General features: G+C 72.4%; 14 protein-coding genes and 1 pseudogene. 6 read left to right on the top strand and 9 right to left on the bottom strand.

All coding sequences use genetic code 11. The annotated features are described in order from the left end of the window. Positions 1-128: 128 nt before the first annotated feature. Positions 129-620: a hypothetical protein gene (locus D9V36_RS42725; protein WP_277753516.1), complete on the bottom strand. Its 492-nt coding sequence runs from the start codon at positions 618-620 to the stop codon at positions 129-131. Here D9V36_RS42725 and D9V36_RS32865 point away from each other — a divergent pair. The 3 genes and pseudogenes from D9V36_RS32865 to D9V36_RS32855 all read left to right on the top strand — a co-directional run. Then, a pseudogene (locus tag D9V36_RS32865) lies at positions 540-1,670 on the top strand (FAD-dependent monooxygenase); the annotation flags it as partial. The gene D9V36_RS42725 and the pseudogene D9V36_RS32865 sit on opposite strands and share 81 nt — an antisense overlap. A gap of 234 nt (positions 1,671-1,904) precedes the next feature. Further along, complete coding sequence (locus tag D9V36_RS32860) at positions 1,905-2,648, top strand: maleylpyruvate isomerase family mycothiol-dependent enzyme (protein ID WP_129296965.1); 744 nt, start codon at positions 1,905-1,907, stop codon at positions 2,646-2,648. A gap of 9 nt (positions 2,649-2,657) precedes the next feature. Continuing rightward, the gene (locus D9V36_RS32855; protein ID WP_129296964.1) at positions 2,658-3,314 is read left to right on the top strand and encodes an MBL fold metallo-hydrolase; all 657 of its coding nucleotides are present in this window, start codon (positions 2,658-2,660) and stop codon (positions 3,312-3,314) included. Between the two features lie 129 nt (positions 3,315-3,443). Here D9V36_RS32855 and D9V36_RS32850 read toward each other — a convergent pair whose 3' ends face one another. The 4 genes from D9V36_RS32850 to uvrB form a co-directional block, all read right to left on the bottom strand. Beyond that, the gene (locus tag D9V36_RS32850; protein ID WP_129296963.1) at positions 3,444-4,427 is read right to left on the bottom strand and encodes a TerC family protein; all 984 of its coding nucleotides are present in this window, start codon (positions 4,425-4,427) and stop codon (positions 3,444-3,446) included. A gap of 230 nt (positions 4,428-4,657) precedes the next feature. Further along, positions 4,658-6,835, bottom strand: a complete 2,178-nt coding sequence (locus D9V36_RS32845; protein WP_129296962.1) for a TerD family protein — start codon at positions 6,833-6,835, stop codon at positions 4,658-4,660. Between the two features lie 116 nt (positions 6,836-6,951). After that, positions 6,952-7,530 (bottom strand): TerD family protein, encoded by a 579-nt coding sequence (locus D9V36_RS32840; RefSeq protein ID WP_129296961.1) that lies wholly within the window; start codon positions 7,528-7,530, stop codon positions 6,952-6,954. A gap of 296 nt (positions 7,531-7,826) precedes the next feature. Beyond that, on the bottom strand, positions 7,827-9,959 hold the full coding sequence (gene uvrB / locus D9V36_RS32835) for an excinuclease ABC subunit UvrB (protein WP_129296960.1): 2,133 nt from the start codon (positions 9,957-9,959) through the stop codon (positions 7,827-7,829). 701 nt (positions 9,960-10,660) lie between these two features. On the opposite strand from uvrB, the gene D9V36_RS32830 reads away from it, so the two are divergent. The 3 genes from D9V36_RS32830 to D9V36_RS32820 all read left to right on the top strand — a co-directional run bounded on the left by D9V36_RS32830 (position 10,661) and on the right by D9V36_RS32820 (position 12,825). Then, on the top strand, positions 10,661-11,545 hold the full coding sequence (locus tag D9V36_RS32830) for a glycerophosphodiester phosphodiesterase (RefSeq protein ID WP_129296959.1): 885 nt from the start codon (positions 10,661-10,663) through the stop codon (positions 11,543-11,545). Positions 11,546-11,631: 86 nt separating this feature from the next. Further along, a complete protein-coding gene (locus D9V36_RS32825; protein WP_129296958.1) occupies positions 11,632-12,231 on the top strand; it encodes a methylated-DNA--[protein]-cysteine S-methyltransferase in 600 nt (199 codons plus the stop codon). Positions 12,232-12,282: 51 nt separating this feature from the next. Further along, positions 12,283-12,825: a DUF1697 domain-containing protein gene (locus tag D9V36_RS32820; RefSeq protein ID WP_129296957.1), complete on the top strand. Its 543-nt coding sequence runs from the start codon at positions 12,283-12,285 to the stop codon at positions 12,823-12,825. An 84-nt stretch (positions 12,826-12,909) separates the two neighbouring features. On the opposite strand, the gene D9V36_RS32815 is transcribed toward D9V36_RS32820, so the two are convergent. The 4 genes from D9V36_RS32815 to D9V36_RS32800 all read right to left on the bottom strand — a co-directional run bounded on the left by D9V36_RS32815 (position 12,910) and on the right by D9V36_RS32800 (position 16,258). Next, entirely contained in the window at positions 12,910-13,371 is a 462-nt protein-coding gene (locus D9V36_RS32815; protein WP_206739761.1) for a type II toxin-antitoxin system PemK/MazF family toxin, read from the bottom strand. Between the two features lie 157 nt (positions 13,372-13,528). After that, complete coding sequence (locus tag D9V36_RS32810; protein ID WP_129296956.1) at positions 13,529-14,167, bottom strand: uridine kinase; 639 nt, start codon at positions 14,165-14,167, stop codon at positions 13,529-13,531. Positions 14,168-14,230: 63 nt separating this feature from the next. After that, positions 14,231-15,160, bottom strand: a complete 930-nt coding sequence (locus D9V36_RS32805; RefSeq protein WP_129296955.1) for an IclR family transcriptional regulator domain-containing protein — start codon at positions 15,158-15,160, stop codon at positions 14,231-14,233. A gap of 153 nt (positions 15,161-15,313) precedes the next feature. Continuing rightward, positions 15,314-16,258, bottom strand: a complete 945-nt coding sequence (locus tag D9V36_RS32800) for a quinone oxidoreductase family protein (protein ID WP_129296954.1) — start codon at positions 16,256-16,258, stop codon at positions 15,314-15,316. Positions 16,259-16,849 lie beyond the last annotated feature (591 nt).

Raw genomic sequence — 16,849 nt, 5'->3', positions numbered from 1 at the left:
CACCCGAACGTGTGGCGGCCCCACAATCTTCCCGCCCCGCCACGCACCCCGCCCTCGCCGGACTCCCCGTACGACTCCCACACCCCGTACGCCTCCTCCGCCCCGCGCACCCCGCAGGGACTCCCCCTTCAGGCGACACCGGGCAGCGCACGCTCCAGCGCATCGAACGTGCGCCGCAGCACCTCCACCTGTTCAACGGCCACCTCCTCCACCGGGTCACCCCCGACCTGCCGGGCCACCGCTTCGGCGCCCGCCGCACGGATCCCCGCGATGATCAGCGCCGCGGCGAGCCGGGCGTCCGGGCCGGGACGGTCCGCCTCGCCGCCCGCCGCCTCGGCCAGCAGCTCGGCCAGCGTGCTCTCCATCTCCTCGACCGCCTCCCGGCCCCGCGCGCGCAGCGCCGGCGAGTCCAGCACCGTCCGGTAGAAGTGCTCGAAGCCCTCCCCCACGGCGGCCAGCGGATGCCGCTCCGCCAGCAGCCCGAGCGCGAGCCGGCGCAGCGCGGCGAGCGGTGACTCGTCCGCACCGCGCTCGCGGACGCCCGCGCCGCCGAGCTGGGGGTCGACCTGCGCCGCGGGGTGACCCTGACCGGCTTCGACGCCGGCGAGGACGGTGTGCATGTCCACACCTCGGACGGGTCGCTGCGCACCGGCTGGCTGGCCGGGTGCGACGGCGGCCGCAGCACCGTCCGCCGGCTCGCCGGCTTCCCCTTCCCCGGTACGGCCCCGGAGATCACCGGCCGTCAGGCCCTCGTCGAGATGACCGGCGCCGATGCGCTGGGCGCCGGCTGGAACTCCACCCGGACGGGGACGTATGTCCACGGGCCGGTGCCCGGCCGGATCCTCACCGTGGACTTCGACGGGCCGCCGGCGGACCGCGAAGCCCCCGTCACCGCCGAGGAGCTGCAGGCCTCCTTGCGGAAGGTGTCCGGAGTCGAGGACGTCACGATCCACGCGGTGCACTCGGCGACCCGGTTCACCGATAACGCGCGCCAGGTGCCCGATTACCGGTGGGGGCGGGTGCTGCTCGCCGGTGACACGGCGCACGTCCACTCGCCGTTCGGCGGCCAGGGGCTGAATCTCGGCATCGGCGACGCCATGAACCTCGGCTGGAAGCTGGCGGCCACGGTGCACGGCCGGGCGCCGGAGGGGCTGCTCGACAGCTACACGGCCGAGCGGCACCCCCTGGGGGCATGGGTGCTGGAGTGGACCCGGGTCCAAGTGGCGCTGATGCGGCCGGAGTCGCATGCCAGGGCGCTGCGCGGGGTGATCGCCGAACTGACGGAAACGGTCGCCGCCACCACCTTCTTCGCCAAGAAGATCTCCGGCGTCCGGCAGCGCTACGACCTGCCCGGCGACCATCCGCTGACCGGCCGCAGCGCGCCCGACCTGGAGCTCGGTGACGGCACCCGGCTCGCGGACCATCTGCACGGCGGACAGGGGCTGTTGCTCGATCTCGCCGGGGACGCCGCGGTGCGGGGGCGCGCCGCCGGATACGGCAACCGGATACGGGTGCGCACGGTGAACTGCCCGGGGCGGCCCGGTCTGGCCGGCCTGCTGGTGCGTCCCGACGGCACCACCGCCTGGGCGGTGGACGCCCCCGGCGGTCCGGACGGGCTGGACGCCGCACTCCGGCTCTGGTTCGGGACGCCGGGCGAAGCGGCGGCCTGACCTCCGGGCGAACGACGGGACGGTGATGACAGTCCCTGGCTGTATGGATCACGGCCGTTGACCACGTCCGTGATCCATACGCCGGGCGGGACCACGCTCGTGATCCATACGCCGGGCGGGCGGCGCGGACCGGCGGATCCTTCCGGCTGCCGCGCGCCGCCCGCTCCGCCCGCGTACGCCTCGATCGGAGCCGGCCCACTCCCGAACCCGCGCCGACGGCGCTAGCGTCGGACCATGACCCTCACCCCGCCCGACTTCCCGCACGACGTGGCAGCGGTCCGAGAGGCCACCGACCGGCTCCTCGTCTCGGTGAGCGAACTCGACGACGCGGCGGTCGGCGAACCGTCGCTGCTGCCCGGCTGGACCCGCGGCCATGTCCTTGCCCATCTGGCCCGCAACGCGGACGCGCTGGGCAACCTCCTCACCTGGGCGCGGACGGATGTGCCCACACCGATGTACGCCGGCCCCGAGGCCCGTGCCGCCGATATCGAGCGGGGCGCCGACCGCCCGCTGGCGGCGCATCTGGCGGACCTCAGGGAGTCCGCGGCGCGGTTCGACAAGACGATGGACGACCTGCCGCGGGACCGCCGGGCCTACCAGGTCGAGATGCGCAACAACGTCGTCGAACGGGCCGACCGGCTGCCGCTGCGCCGCCTGGCCGAACTGGAACTCCACCATGTCGACCTCGGCGTGGGCCACACTCTCGACCAGCTCTCCCCCGACTTCGTCGGGCGCCAACTGACCTTCCTGGCCACGGTCAAGTTCGCCGGCCACCCGGAGCTGCCCCCGCTGGAGCTGCGGTCCGACGACGGCCGCAGGTGGCGCACCGGCCGCCTCGCCACCGGGCCGGGCGCCGGGGACCGGCCCGTGGTGGTGACGGGCTCCGCGGTCGCGCTGGTGGGCTGGCTCACCGGACGCGCCGGGGGCGGCGCACTCGACGGTCACGGCTCCGACCTGCCCGCGGTGCCGCCGCTCTAGAGTGGTCCCATGGGCTACAGCGGAGCAGTGAAGGTCGGCGGACCGGCCGACGTGCACGAGCTGACCGACCTGATGATCTCGAAGGTCGCGGTCGGTCCGACGAACAACAACGCCTATGTGCTGCGGTGCCGGGCGACCGAGGAGCAGTTGCTGATCGATGCGGCCGCCGAACCGCACACCCTTCTCGCGCTGATCGGCGACAGCGGTATCGGGTCCGTGGTCACCACGCACCAACACGGCGACCACTGGGGCGCGCTGCGCGAGGTCGTCGATGCGACGGGTGCGCGGACCTATGCGGGGCGGTACGACGCCGAGGGCATTCCCGTCCCGACGGATGTGCTGGTCGAGGACGGCGACACCCTCACCGTCGGCCGGGTCGAGCTGACCGCGCGTCACCTGGTCGGACACACGCCGGGCAGTATCGCGCTGGTCTACGACGACCCGCACGGTGCCCCGCATCTGTTCACCGGGGACTGCCTGTTCCCCGGTGGCGTCGGCAACACCTTCGGCAGCGCCGAGAACTTCACCCGCCTGATCGACGATGTGGAGCGCAAGCTCTTCGGCGAACTTCCCGACGAGACCTGGGTGTATCCGGGCCACGGCGCCGACACCACGCTCGGCGCGGAGCGTCCGCACCTCGCCGAGTGGCACCAGCGCGGCTGGTAACCGAGGGGACCGGCACAGCGCGGGGCCCCGCGGGCACTCCCCCAGGGGCCCCTACTACACACAACGGCGCCCGGTTCCCGCTCTGGTGAGGAGCGGGAACCGGGCGCGCGTGCGCCGTGCGGACCGGCCTCAGACGTCGATGCGCTCCTTGGCCGCCGCGTCGGCCGCGGCCTGCTTCTTCGAGGCACGCAGGCTGGTGAGCGTCGTGACGATCAGGACGGCGCAGATGACGCCCAGCGACACCGGGATGCTGATCTCCGGAACGGGCACCCCGGACTCGTGCAGGGCGTGCAGCACCAGCTTCACGCCGATGAACCCCAGGATGACCGACAGGCCGTACGAGAGGTGGACCAGCTTCTTGAGGAGGCCGCCGATCAGGAAGTACAGCTGCCGCAGCCCCATCAGGGCGAAGGCGTTGGCGGTGAAGACGATGTACGGGTCCTGGGTGAGGCCGAAGATCGCCGGGATGGAGTCCAGCGCGAAGAGGACATCGGTGGTGCCGATCGCCAGCATGACGATCAGCATCGGCGTCATCAGCCGCTTGCCGTTCTCGACCACGAACAGCTTGGTGCCGTGGTACGTGTCGGTCGACGGGAAGCGCTTCTCGACCATCTTGAGGAAGCGGTTCTCCTCGAACTCCTCGTCCTCCTCCTCGGCGCGGGCCTCCTTGATCAGTTTCCATGCGGTCCAGATGAGGAACGCGCCGAAAATGTAGAAGACCCAGGAGAAGTTGGCGATGATCGCGGCGCCCGCGCCGATGAAGCCGGCCCGCAGCACCAGCGCGATCAGCACACCCACCATCAGCACCCGCTGCTGGTAGATCGCCGGGACCGCGAACTTCGCCATGATCAGTACGAAGACGAAGAGGTTGTCGACGCTCAGGGACTTCTCGGTGATGAAGCCCGCGAAGAACTCACCGGCCGGCGCGGCACCGCCGAACAGCAGCAGCCCGAGGCCGAAGAGCCCGGCGAGCGCGATCCAGACACCGGTCCAGATTCCGGCCTCCTTGAGGGAGACCTCGTGGGGTTTGCGTCCGCCGATGAAGAAATCGGCGGCTATCAGGGCGCACAGACCAAGGATGGTCAGCACCCACAGGTTCAGGGAAACGTCCACTGCTCCTCCGGCAGAGTCGTACGGCACTTACAGCGTCGTCGCTGCCGGAGGTCTCTTCCGCCCCGCTCCGCCACATGGGGGAACGGGGCCGACGCCCCGGGACCGCCTCACACAACCGGTCCGTGATGACGGGTACGTCGTAGCGGGAATACTCCCCTCCGCACCAAGAAGCGTAAAGGAAGGGCAATGAATAGTAAAGAAAAAGGCAAAACGCCTGGTCAGGGTGGCGGTCAGGACAGTCGGCGAGCGGCTGCCACCCGGCTCAGCGCCTGGCGCACCACCTGACTTCCCCTGGGGGCGAGCGGCGGCTCGTACGTCCAGGCATGGCCGACCCAGGGGTCGGCGAGATGGGCGTCGGGCACCGGCGTGATCCGCAGCAGCGAGCGCCACAGCGGGTCGAGGACCGGGCCGTGGTCCCGCGCCTGGGCGCGGTCGGCGACCAGCAGCAGATGCACGCCGACGGCCGGCCCCTCGTCGGCCAGATAGCGCAGCCGGGTGAGAGCGCGGTCGTCGAAGCCGTGCGGGAAGTCGTGCACGATCAGCAGTTGGTCGGCGGGGTCGAGATCCGGCGGGAGTGAGTCCGCCGCGCGGTGGCGGACGGCCATCTGGACGAGGTCCACCCGTCGTGTCAGCGCCTCCAGCACCGCGGTCACGCCCTGGGCTCCGGGCACCGGGGCGGCGGACAGCACACCGCTCTCCACCAGCGGCGCGAGGGCGGGCGCCGCGGTGCCGCCCGGGTCGATGACCTGGACCGCGAAACCACCGGCGGGGTGGATGGCGAGCAGCCGGGCGGCGATCGCCACGGCCGTCTCCATGGCCAGCCGGCGCAGTTCGGCCTCGTCGGGCGGCCCGTCCGTGAGCGCGCTGCCGAGTTCCCGCCGGGGGATGTCGCGCCCGGGGTCCGGAGCGGTGCCCGCGGCGTAGGAAGCGGGCCCGCTGTCGATCCACACCCCGCGCTCCAGGGGGAGGCGTACGAGCATCGGAATGCGCAGGTCCAGCACTTCGGGGAGGTGCAGATCGCCCAGGCGCATCGCCATCGGGCGCGTGGACGGGGCGTGGTGGCCCTGCCAGACGGGGTTGTCCCAGCGGGCGAAGGCGGGCGGCAGTGCGGGCTCGACGACCGCCGACTCGGCCGCGAGCTGCGCGAGGTCGCGGTCGAGGGCGGCGCGGGCCTGGGTGACGAGGGCGGCGTGCTTGTCACGGGCTGCGGCACGGGCGCCGTCGGCGGCCGTGCCGAGGCGGTTGCGCGGGTCGGACAGGGCCTGGTCGAGCTCCTGCTCCAGGCGCGACTCGGCGAAGCCGGAGGCGCTGCGGTAGGCCGCGACCGAGCGGGCCAGGTCCTCGAACATCCCCCAGACCTGGTTGTAGAGCCGCTCCTCCATGCTCCAGCCCGCGGCGTCACCGGCCACGGGCAGTGGGGGGCCGTCGGGCGACGCGGGGCCGTCGGCCGGTGCGGAAGCGGGGGCGGCAGGTGCCGGACCCCCTGCCGGGACGGGACCGGACGGGACGGGACCGACCGGAGCGGGACCGGACGGAGCGGCCCCGGCCGAGGCAGGGCCGGCCGGGGCGGAGGGGCTGCGGCGCTTCGGATGGCGGTAGTCGACGGGGCCGCCGCCCAGGGGTGTGGGCGCTGCGCCAGTGGTTCCGGCTTCGGCCTGCGCTCCAGTTCCGGGGGCGGTCCCGGGGGCGTTTTCGGGTCCAGTTCCGGGGCCAGTTCCGGCCCCGGAACTGGCGGGTGCCGGGCCGTCAGTTGCGGGAGGGTGCGCGGGGGACGGCCCGTCCGCGGCGGCCGGGCCGGCCCCGGGCCGTTCGGACCGGCTCGCCGCCACGGGGGCGGGCGCCGGGACCGCACGGGCCTGCCCCCGGCTGACCGCTCCCTCGATCTCCGCGGCCAGCTCCGCCGCCTGCGGCAGGCCCTGGTCGCCCAGCAGCGCCGTGAGACCGCCGGCGTACCCCTGGCCCACGGCGCGTACCTTCCAGGCGCCCCGCCGGCGGTAGAGCTCCACGGCGACGACGGCGGACTCGGCGCCCAGGCCGGTGACGGTGTAGCGGGCGAGGCCGGTGCCGTCGAGACCGGTGACCGTGACGGCGGGCGCGGCGGCCGAGCCGAAGGTGGCCAGGGCGCCGGTCCCGCCGGGCAGCGCCAGCAGCACGCTCACCCGGTGGACGGCGGCGGGCAGCGCGTCGAGGTCCACCACGATGCGGTGTTCGGCGGCCGCCTGACGGGGAACCTCGATGCCGGTGCGCCGCGGCGCACCGGGGTGGGCCACCGCTTCGGCGCCGGCGAGCCTGCCCTGCTCGTCGCCGAGGGTGACCCCGGCCATGACGGGAGAGCCCGCCGTCACCCGGATCTCGACCCGCGTCCGGTCCAGTGGATGGTTCTGCCCCCGGACCAGCTCGGCCGTCATCGTTGTTCCCCCTGGTGGTTGTGGCGTGCCCGGGTCCTGCCCCGGGCACGGGCCCAGAGGTTCGGCGGCGCGGCCCGGTACGCGCCGCCGCGACGGTGGTGGCCGGACGCTGGTGGCTACAGGTGCGGCAGGATCGCCGGCACGAGGTCCTGGAACGTGCGGCCGACGGAGGGCTCACCGATGGCGGTCATCTGCCAGCCGTTGCCCGCGCGGTGCACCTTGGACATGACCTGTGCGGTGTAGTTCCCGCCGCCCGTGAGGGTGTACCGGGCCAGCTCCTGGCCCGTGGTCTCGTCGACCAGGCGGCAGAAGGCGTCCTGCACCTCGGCGAACGTCTGGCCGGTGAAGGAGTTGACGGTGAACACGATCTGGTCGATGTGCACCGGCAGCCGCGCCAGGTCGACCAGGATCGCCTCGTCGTCGCCGCCCTGGCCCGCGCCGCCGACCAGGTTGTCGCCGGTGTGCCGGACCGCGCCGTCGTCGCTGACCAGGTGCTGGAAGAAGACCACGTCTATCGGCTTCTTGTCGGCGAAGAGCACCGCCGAGGCATCGAGGTCGATCTCACTGGTGCGCCTGCCGAACAGGCCACGGCGCGGCGCCGAGCGCCACCCCAGCCCCATCCGCACCGCGGTCAGGCTTCCGCCGTCGGACTTCTGCAGGCTGATGCCCTGCCCCTTGGACAAATTGACCGACACGCCCGTCCCCTCTCTGTACTGTCCCCGCCCAGCTTTCCGGCGGCCCCTTCGACCCTATGCACGACGACGGGCCCGGGGCGCGCCGGACCCGCGTTTTGTGGCGCTTCTGCAACACATCGGGCACGGCCGGCCGACCCCCGTTCACGTGCGGCGATTCGCGTGCGGCGATGCCGCACCGGGCCGGGCGCGGCGGCCGACCCGGCGGGCGGTCCCGCACCGCCCCGGTACTCCCCCTCGGCTCCTGCCGCCTGCCTCATGCCTCACGGCCCGTGCGGCTCCACTCGTGCCGTTCCCCCCTACTTCACCCCGGCCTCCCTCATTTGACGCAGCTCCTTCTTCAGTTCGCCCACCTCGTCGCGCAGCCTGGCGGCGACCTCGAACTGCAGCTCCGCCGCGGCGGCCCGCATCCGCTCCGTCATCTCCTCGATGAGCGCGGCCAGTTCGGCGGCGGGACGGTCCGTCAGTTCCGCGCCTGCCTTGCCGCCCTTGCCCTTCGCGGCCTTCCCGCCGAGCGCCGGGACCGGCGCCTTGCCCTGGGCCTCCTTGGTCCCGGCGCCCTTGCGGTACCCCGAGCCCAGCAGCTCCTGGGTGTCGATCTCCTCGCGGGCGAGGGTGGCGACGATGTCGCCGATCTTCTTGCGGAGCGGCTGCGGGTCGATGCCGTTCTCCTTGTTGTACGCCAGCTGCTTCTCCCGGCGGCGGTTGGTCTCGTCGATGGCCTTCTCCATCGCCGGGGTGACCTTGTCGGCGTACATGTGCACCTGTCCGGAGACATTGCGCGCCGCACGTCCGATGGTCTGGATGAGCGCCGAACCGGACCGCAGGAAGCCCTCCTTGTCGGCGTCCAGAATGGCCACCAGGGAGACTTCGGGCAGGTCAAGGCCCTCCCGCAGCAGGTTGATGCCCACCAGGACGTCGTACTCACCCGATCGCAGCTCCCGCAGCAGCTCCACCCGGCGCAGGGTGTCCACGTCGCTGTGCAGATAGCGGACCTGGATACCCAGCTCGAGGAAGTAGTCCGTGAGGTCCTCGGCCATCTTCTTGGTGAGGGTGGTGACCAGGATGCGCTCGTCCTTCTCCGTGCGCGTACGGATCTCGTGCACCAGGTCGTCGATCTGTCCGTCGGTGGGCTTGACCACCACTTCCGGGTCGACCAGGCCGGTCGGGCGGATGATCTGCTCCACGAAGCCGTCGCCCCGGGAGAGCTCGTACTTCCCCGGGGTCGCGGACAGGTAGACGGTCTGACCGATGCGCCCCAGGAACTCTTCCCACTTCAGCGGCCGGTTGTCCATGGCGGACGGCAGCCGGAAACCGTGCTCGACGAGGGTGCGCTTGCGCGAGGCATCGCCCTCGTACATGGCACCGATCTGCGGGACCGTGACATGCGACTCGTCGATGACCAGCAGGAAGTCGTCCGGGAAGTAGTCGAGGAGGGTGTTGGGCGCGGAGCCGGGTTCACGGCCGTCCATGTGCATCGAGTAGTTCTCGATGCCCGAGCAGGAGCCGATCTGACGCATCATCTCGATGTCGTAGGTAGTGCGCATCCGCAGCCGCTGGGCCTCCAGGTGCTTGCCCTGCTTCTCCATCGTGGCGAGGCTGTCCGCCAGCTCGGCCTCGATCCCGGCGATGGCCCGCTCCATGCGCTCCGGGCCCGCGATGTAGTGGCTGGCCGGGAAGACGTACAGCTCCCGGTCCTCGCTGATGACCTCGCCGGTGAGCGGATGGAGGGTGGACAGCGCCTCGATCTCGTCGCCGAACATCTCGATCCGCACGGCCAGCTCTTCGTACACCGGGAAGATCTCGATGGTGTCGCCGCGCACCCGGAACGTGCCACGGGTGAAGGCGACGTCGTTGCGGGTGTACTGGATGTCGACGAAGCGGCGCAGCAGCGCGTCGCGGTCGAATTCGTCGCCGACCTTCAGCGGCACCATCCGGTCGACGTACTCCTGCGGCGTGCCCAGGCCGTAGATGCAGGACACCGAGGCGACCACGACGACATCACGCCGGGTGAGCAGCGAATTCGTCGCGGAGTGACGCAGCCGTTCGACCTCCTCGTTGATGGAGGAGTCCTTCTCGATGTACGTATCGGACTGCGGGACGTACGCCTCGGGCTGGTAGTAGTCGTAGTAGGAGACGAAGTATTCGACGGCGTTGTTCGGCAGCAGCTCGCGGAATTCGTTGGCGAGCTGGGCCGCGAGGGTCTTGTTGGGCGCCATGACGAGCGTCGGGCGCTGCAGCTTCTCGATCATCCACGCGGTGGTCGCCGACTTGCCGGTGCCGGTCGCGCCCAGCAGGACGACGTCCTTTTCACCCCCGCGGATACGCCGGTCGAGTTCGGCGATGGCCGCGGGCTGGTCGCCGTTCGGCTGGTAGGGGCTGACGACCTCGAAGGGCGCCACCGTGCGTTCGATGCTTGATACGGGCCGCATGGCATCCACCGTACGACCCGGCACTGACAATCGACGTGACCAGCGCTCTGACCTGCGGCTTCGGGGGGGGACGGACGGGACCGCGTTCCGGGCTTCGGGCGGCGGACGGCGGGGCGGCCGGGATCGACGGACGGCACGGAGCGGCGGGGCCGACGGGCCGGCGGCCCGGTGGGGCGCGGCGGCCCGGTGGGGCGCGGCGGCCCGGTGGGACGCACCGGAGCGCGGGACACCGCAGGCGGCCGTGACCCCCGCGCGCAGGAGACGCGCGGAACAGAGGGGATACGCGGGACACGCGGGAAGGCGGCCCCGCACCCCTCCGCGGCCGGGGCGGGGTCCGGCTGTGGTGCCCGGGCCCGTGAGCGCGACGCGCCCACGCACGGAGCCTGCGCGGCGGACCGCTCCGCGAGGCGTTCGGTCAAAACCGTTCAGGCGCACGACGGGTGACGCATCATCGGTCAAGATGCGCGGATGCCGAGGCTCCGGCAAGTTGGACGGCGTCGGGGCGTACGTCTGTGGCACGGCCCATCCGGGCATCCTGCAACTGCGTGTCGCTCCGCAACGGAAAACCGGCCACTCCCCGTTCAGCGCCCGGCCACCACACGACCGCCTCCCGCTACGGCACAGCTGCGAGCCTCTGCCCGTCCGACCCGGTTCACGTCACTTCACGTCAGCTCACGTCCACGACGTCACGAGGAGTCCGTATGCGTATTCGCCCCGTCGCCACCGTTGCCGCCGGTGCGCTCATGGGTCTGTCCGCGCTCGCCCTCTCCACAACCGTCGCCCAGGCCGCACCGGACCGACGCCCTCCGGTGACGATCGCTCACCGCGGCGCCTCGACGTACGCGCCCGAGAACACCCTCGCGTCGATCGACGCGGCCGACCGGCTGGGCTTCGAGTGGGTCGAGAACGACGTCCAGCGGACCAAGGACGGCGAGCTGGTCATCCTCCATGACAACTCGCTCGCCCGGACGACCAACGTCGAGCAGGTCTTTCCCGGCCGCTCCCCGTGGCGGGTATCGGACTTCACGCTCCGCGAGATCGAGAAGCTGGACGCGGGCAGCTGGTTCGGACGGAAGTTCCGCGGGGAGCGGGTGCCGACCCTCGAGGACTACATGGACGAGGTCGAGCACAACGACCAGAGTCTGCTGATGGAGCTGAAATCGCCGGAGCTCTACCCCGGCATCGAGCGGCAGACCCTCGACGAGCTGCGCCGCGCGGGCTGGCTGGACAAGGGACACGTCAAGGGCCGTCTGATCATCCAGAGCTTCAATGCCGACGCCCTCAAGACCGTGCACCGCCTGCGGCCGGACCTCAAGACGGGCTTTCTCGGCAACCCGTCCGTCGCCGACCTCCCGAAGTTCGCGCGGTACTGCGATCAGATCAACCCCGTCCACACGGCGGTCACCCCGGAGTACGTCGCCGCCGTGCACGGTCTGAAGGGCCCGCACCGCCGGCCGCTGGACCTGTACACCTGGACCGTCGACGACGCGGCCACCGCGGTCAAGGTCGCCGGTCTGGGTGTCGACGGCATCATCACCAACAAGCCCGACGTGGTGCGCGACGCGGTCGGGGGCGACGACGACTGAGCCGGAGCCGGCGGGGAGCGGGATCGGGTACCGGCGGCCGGTCCGTTCCCCGCGGCATTGTCAGTGGTGCGTCCTACCCTGATCAGGTGACGAATTCCGAGCAGGCCGCGCGTCCGGAGGGGCCGCCTCACGCCGCACCGGAGGCAGGGGCGGCGGCCCGGCGCGACTGGGCCTGGACGCGGCTGGAGACCCCGATCGGCCCCCTGCTGCTCGCCGCGACCCGGCAGGGCCTGGTCCGCGTCGTCTTCCACGCCGAGGGGCGGACGGCCCGCCGGGAGCTGACCCGTCTGGAGCAGTTCTTCGGCGGGGCGCCGACGGCCGCGCTCCCTCATCTGACGACGGCCACGGCCGAGCTCACCGCCTATTTCGCCGGAGAGCTGCGGTCCTTCACCGTCCCGCTGGACTGGTCGCTGTCCGCCGGCTTCGCCGCCCGGGTCCTGCAGGCCCTGGCCGCCGGGGTCCCTTATGGCGACGTGGTCGGCTATCAGGACCTCGCCGACCGGGTCGGGGAACCGGGTGCCGCCCGCGCGGTGGGCGCCGCGATGGGCGCCAATCCGCTTCCGGTCGTCGTCCCCTGCCATCGCGTCGTCGCCAGTGACGGCGGCATCGGCGGCTTCGGCGGTGGTCTGGAGACCAAGCGTCTGCTGCTGGCCCTCGAAGGGGTGCTGCCCGCTCCGCTCTTCTGACCACGACCGTCGTCCGTCCTCGCCGAGGCCGGCTCCTACGAAGGACAGCCCATGTCCCGTCAGATCGCTCTGCTCCGCGGCATCAATGTCGGCGGCCACAACTCCTTCCCCAAGGCGAAGCAGCTGGAGCTCGCCGAGTCCCTGGGCTTCGGCGAGGTCTCGGTGCTCCTGCAGACCGGCAATATCGTCTTCGCCGACCCTGGTACCCCACCGCAGGAGACGGCCCGGATACTCCATGACCGGATCGCCGCCGAACTCGGCCTGACGGTGCCGGTCGTCGTCCGGACCCGCGACGAGCTGGCCGCCGCCGTCGACGCGAATCCGTTTCCGCAGGCCGTGGCGGAGCCCAAGAGCCTGCATGTCACGTTCCTGTCGGCGGAGCCGGCCGACACCTCCCGGCTGGATGCGCTCGACGCGGCCGCGTTCGCGCCCGATCAGTACCGGCTGACCGGACGCGAACTGTATCTGTGGTGCCCCGGCGGCATCGGCCGTTCCAAGCTCGCCGAGGTGGTGAGCCGCGCCCGGCTCGGGGTGACGGCGACGGCCCGTAACTGGAACACCGTCACCAAGCTCCTGGCCCTGGCCGACGCCTGAGTCCCGGAACCGCTGCCTGGAACCCCTCCCCGGAGCCGCGGAGTCCGGCGCCCCGGAAAGCCCCGGCGTCCGGGAGTCCCGCCGTCAGCGCCAGCCGTAGCGCTCGCGCAGCCGGTTGACGACCAGGTTGAAGCGGCCCCGGTCCAGCGCGCAGGCCTCGCGCCGCATCCCGGCCGGGTGCACCCGCAGCACCCGGTCCACGGCCACCCACGAGTCGCGCCCCGCGCGGTCCCACGGGCCGGCTCCGAGCGGGACCCACTCCCGGTCGTTCTGGTGCCGCTTGCTGGACAGCTGCACGGCCAGCAGCGTTCCGCGGGTCTCCCGGGCGACGACCAGCACGGGGCGGTCCTTGCCCCGGCCGTCGTTCTCCTCGTAGGGCACCCAGGTCCACACGATCTCGCCGGGGTCAGGGTCGCCGTCGGGGTCGGGCGCATAGGTCATCGTCACGGTGCCGACGGACTGCGGACGGGCCTCCACGGTCGCGGTGGGCCCCTGGCTGCCGGGCAGCACGGCGGACTCGTCGGATGCATTGAATGAAGTGGTCACGCAGTCACGCTAACCGCCGCCTCCGGCGCGGTGATCAGCGGTCCGCGTGCAGCGGTCCGGGCTCGATTGTCAGTGGTCGGCCGTACGGTTTTTCCGATGGATTTTTCCGACGAAGGGGGCGGTCGTGGGAGCCGAGGACGCAGACCTGCCCGGACGTTCAGAGCAGGCCGCTCCAGGCCGGCCGGCGGGGATCGTCGGCCCGTACGACCACGTCCGCCGCCTCCTCTGGCCGGGTCTCGGCCTCGTAGCGCGCAAACGCGGGCAGGGTCCAGCGCTCACCCTGCGGGGTGCGGCGGGCGAGCGCGGCCGGAGACAGCTTCAGATGCACGGAGAGGTCGAAGGGGAACCAGTGGCCGAGCAGCAGAGGTCCGTGCAGCAGCAGGACGCCTCCGGGCGGGAGCTCCACGTACCCGCTGCGCGTCGCCCGGTCCGCCACGGGGTCCCACAGATCCGGCAGCACCCGCCCGGTGCCGCCCGCGTCCAGCGGCTGGAACACCTCACGCCACAGGGCCTGCCGGTCGAACCACTCGTCGTGGTAGGCATCGGGATCCTCGCGGCCGTATTCCAGCCGCAGCGAGGCGGGGCGCAGAAAGCCGAAGGTGCCGGCCCGGTGCACCGCCCGCCCCCGGATCCGCAGCGCCTCGGCGAGCCGCCCGGCCAGCTCGCCCGGGGCGGCGGCGGGCGCCCCGTCGAGGGCCACCCGCAGCCAGGGGCTCCCGTCCTTCGCCGGCATCGTGACGATGCGCTCGGCGAGCGCGTCGGTGAGCCGTTCCCAGGTGATCGCTTCGAGCCGCACCCCGCCATTGTGCCCGGCGGCCCGGCGCGGGACGCCGCGCGGCCGGCGGCCGGCCGCCGCGGCTCAGGCCTGGTCCGCGGACGGCCGGGCGGCGCCGTGGCGGCTCAGTTCGGCCGCCGCCTCCTTCGTCGCCTCGACGACGCCGCCGGGGGCCACCGGCATCACGGACTTGCGCTTGAGGAGCAGCACCGCTCCCATGATGGAGCCGTCCCACATGATCGGCGCCGCACAGGAGTTCCAGCCGGCCATGCACTCCTCGTAGCCGAGGGCGTGTCCGAGGTCGCGCACCTCGGCCAGGGACTCCACCAGCGCCTCGTTGTCCCGGTAGACACCGGGTCCCGCCTGGTCGGGGACGGGCTCGGCCAGCACCCGCTGCTGCAGCACCGCCGGCAGGTAGGCGAGGATCGTCCGTCCGGAGGCACCGGTGCGCAGCGACCGCGTCACGGACAGCACATCGCGCGGCGTCATCCCCAGCTCGGCGAGGTCGGAGTCGCCGACGGCCATGTCGACGCACTGCCGTTGCGCGCCGGAGAAGGGCGCCACCATGTAGAGGAATGCCAGCCCGTCGTCGGTGGCCGTCCGCAGGTCGCTCAGCACCGTCTGCGAGGCCGCGCCGTCGAGGCGGTGGTCGAGCGCGGTGAAGGCCAGCTGGGCCGCCGAGGTGCGCAGCCGGTAGAGGCCGCGGTCCACCCGTTCGAAGATGCGCTGGTAGATGCCGGACTGCAGGATGCGGTAGACGACGGAGTCGTCCAGGCCGGTGAACTCCGCGATCTCACCCGGGCCGTGAGCGGATCCGCCCAGCTCGGCGAAGGCCGTCTGGACGAGGAAGACCCGCTCGGCATGGCCGGATCCCGACGCCCTGGAGCCCGTGGACGAGGTGCCCTTGGCTTCCTGGCGCGCCTTCTTGCCGTGGCCCGCGGAACCCGGCGCCGTGCCGGTGGCGGGCACGGCGGCCGAGGCCGGTGCTCCCGTGGCTGCGGTGCTGTTACCCATCGTGTGCTCTCTCCCCTGGCAGTGGTTGGCGCCCGAAGGCGCACGGCAGGTGCGCTGCGGGCCGGCGTCCCCGCCGGACGCGCCTGTCGGCGGCCGGTCCCGGGGCCCGCTCCCGCAGGCGTGGTGCCCGTCCGGCGCCCCGGGTCACCCGTATTACCGGGCGACGTCGAGGGTCAGTTTTCCGGTCGGGGTGCGTGCGGCCAGATCGTGGTGGGCCCGTGCCGCCTCGCCGAGGGCGTAGGCGGTGCCGGTGAGCGGCTTGAGGGTGCCGTCGGCGACCGCGTCGAACAGCGCCCGCATGGACGTCGGCAGGGCCGTACGGTCCGCGTAGAGCTGCGGCAGCCAGAAGCCGGAGACGGTGATGCTCCGCTCCATCAGCTCCCGGGTGGGCACGCTCGCCAGGTCGCCGCCGGCGAACCCGTAGACGGCGAGGCGGCCGCGCGGTGCGACGGCGGCGAGGGTCCGCTCGAAGGTGACCCCGCCGGTCATCTCCAGCGCCGCCGCGACCGGTCCGCCGGCCGCGTCCAGGATGCGCTCGGTCAGGTCCTCGGCGGTCGAGTCGACCACTGCGTGCGCGCCCAGTTCCTCGGCCAGTTTGCGCTTTTCCGGGGAGCCCGCGAGGCCGATGACCCTGGCTCCGGCGTGCGCGGCGAGCTGGACGGCCAGCGAACCGACGCCGCCCGCGGCGGCCGGTACGACGACGGTCTCGCCCTCGGTGAGGCGCAGCGAGGTGAACAGCAGATGCCAGGCGCTGTTGCCCTGCAGCGCCAGCGCAACGGCCTGTTCATCGCTGATGGCATCGGGGACGTCCCAGGTCACGCGGCGGTGCAGCAGCGTCCGCTCCGCGTACCCGCCGCCGCGGCACAGCCCGACGACGCGCCGGCCGCCGTCCACCGTCCCCACGACCTCGTTCCCGGGCACGTACGGCAGCTCGACGGGTGCGAGATAGGAGTCCCCGCGGACGTGCACATCCGCGTAGTTGACGCCGGCCAGGGACACCTCGGCCAGCGAGTGGCCGGCGCGGGGCGCGGGCTCGGGAACGTCCTCGAGTCGCAGCACGTCCGGGCCGCCGAATTCTCGCATCACAATCGCGCGCACGACTCTCCCTCGGGTTCTCCGGTGCGGTGCCCGCACAGGGTAGGCAGGCCGGTCGGGTGTCCGTCAGTACCCGATCATTTCCCGCCAACCTGCGGGGCTTCAGGTGGCGCCGTCCCTCCCCGCACGAGCTGTTCCGGCCCGCCTTTCTCACGTCGCGAGAAAGCGCCGCAGCAGTTTCCGCCCATTGCACCGTTTTGCTGCACGTCTACCCATCGGTATGTCCGGGGTGGCCACCACGCGCCCCTCTCTCCCGCCCGGCTGTCGGATGTGATCGCCGCCGCCTACGATCCGGAAGGGTGCCCGCCGTTGACCGGATGTGACGGCTGCGTCCCCCGGGGCCGAGCCCATTCCACGAGGAAGTGGTGCTCGCCCGCCCCACCCGGTGATACGTGCGGGTGGCGGAGGAGGACGTGGCGGTGCGCGGGGCGGCGCGGGCACGGCCTGAGGGGGAATCATGATGGGGAAATCGGGGGGCGGCAGGCCGGCGTTCGCGTCGGCCTGCCGGGACCCACAACGAGCGCAACCGCTTCCACCGGCACCTCTGCGCATGCTGCGGACCGCATCCGCGTCCCTGCCGTTCTCGTTGACGGC

It is taken from the genome of Streptomyces lydicus (genome assembly GCF_004125265.1).
GTDB classification, from domain to species: domain Bacteria; phylum Actinomycetota; class Actinomycetes; order Streptomycetales; family Streptomycetaceae; genus Streptomyces; species Streptomyces lydicus_C.
The sequence above is the reverse complement of the archived record's forward strand: the minus strand, read 5'-3'. Positions and strand labels throughout refer to the sequence as shown.